Origin of the sequence: Herbaspirillum sp. B65 (assembly GCF_000333555.1) — a bacterium.
Classification (GTDB): domain Bacteria; phylum Pseudomonadota; class Gammaproteobacteria; order Burkholderiales; family Burkholderiaceae_D; genus Herbaspirillum; species Herbaspirillum rubrisubalbicans.
This window is the reverse complement of record NZ_BADI01001182.1, coordinates 1-1248: the sequence shown is the minus strand read 5'-3', so window position 1 is coordinate 1248 and position 1248 is coordinate 1. Positions and strand designations below refer to the sequence as shown.

Sequence of the window (1248 nt, the reverse complement as noted above, 5' to 3'; positions counted from 1 at the left end):
CAGGGCGAGTATGCCCGGGAGATCCGGCAGCCGTACCTCGTCTCCGATGACGACCAGCCGTTTTTGATGGTCTCGATGGACTTCGGGTGCGTGCTGTTCGAGCCGGCGACGCCCGAGCGAGACGACTGAGCGATGCGCGTCCGTGCTGTGGACGCGGCTGGTGATGCGCTCTTCGGCGGCGATCAGGCCACGATCCTCCGCGACAGCCCCGACGCGGTCGGGCAGATCGTCACCAGTCGCCTGAACCTCTGGCAGGGCCAGTGGTACTTGGACGCCCTAGAAGGCACGCCCTACGAGCAGGAAGTGCTTGGCCGGCGCACCGAGGGGCTTCGTGATCCCGCCCTTCAGGCCCGGATCCTCGACACGCCCGGCGTGGTCGAGATCGAGGCTTACGACAGCGTCCTCGACCGCCAGACGCGGGCCCTCGCGGTCTCGGCCACGATCCAGACCGTCTACTCGCGCGCCTATCTCACCGGGCCGTCCGCGAACGCAGCCAACATCACCGTCAAGGTCGAACACGGACGCTGAATGGGCACCACACCTGTCTGCCAAATCACGGTAGCCGGCTGCATCCGGCCAACCTTCGCTGACTGTCTGACCTACGTACAGGCCACATACCGGGCGATCTACGGCACCGATATCTATCTTGGTGCTGATTGCCAAGACGGGCAGTTCATGACTCTTCTCGCCAATGCCCTGCACGACGCGAACGGCGAGACGTTGGCGACTTACAACGCGTACTCGCCCGCCACCGCACAGGGTGCCGGCCTTTCATCTGTGGTCAAGATTAACGGTATCCGTCGCAAGCGCGCGACCTTCTCGACCTGCGACTTCCTGTGTGTCGGGCAATCTTTCGTCGCGGTCTCGGGTGGCATCGTCACGGATCCCGTTGGCTACCAGTGGTCACTCCCGAGCTTCGTGATTCCTGCGACCGGGCAAATCACTGTCACGGGGACCTGCATGACAATCGGCTCCGTGGCCTTGGCGGCCGGTGCCGTTGACACGGCCGCGGGCAAGGGGGCCATCGCGACCGTGCAGCGAGGCTGGCAGTCAGTGACCAATCCGGTCGCCGCCGCCGTGGGCGCGCCCGTGGAGACAGATAGTCAGTTGCGCCAGCGGCAATCCCTGTCTGTCGCACTGCCCGCGCAGACCGTCCTCGGCGGTTTGGTTGGCGCACTGTCCGCCATCTCAGGGGTGGCCCGACTCCGGGCTTACGAGAACAGCACGAACCAGCCGGACGCGAATGGG

The 1248-nt window shown here is 65.3% G+C and carries 2 protein-coding genes; both read left to right on the top strand.

The genetic code is table 11. The annotated features are described in order from the left end of the window. Positions 1-132 precede the first annotated feature (132 nt). Positions 133-528 carry a hypothetical protein gene (locus I5W_RS28435; RefSeq protein ID WP_042720516.1) on the top strand — a complete coding sequence of 132 codons (396 nt, stop codon included), beginning with the start codon at positions 133-135 and terminating at the stop codon, positions 526-528. Then, positions 529-1248, top strand: a 720-nt coding sequence (locus I5W_RS28430; RefSeq protein WP_042720517.1) for a baseplate J/gp47 family protein, incomplete at its 3' end; no start/stop codon positions are given.

Excerpts from the sequence above, each read along its gene's own strand:
- I5W_RS28435 (WP_042720516.1), top strand. The coding sequence starts at position 133 with ATGCGCGTCCGTGCTGTGGACGCGGCTGGTGATGCGCTCTTCGGCGGC.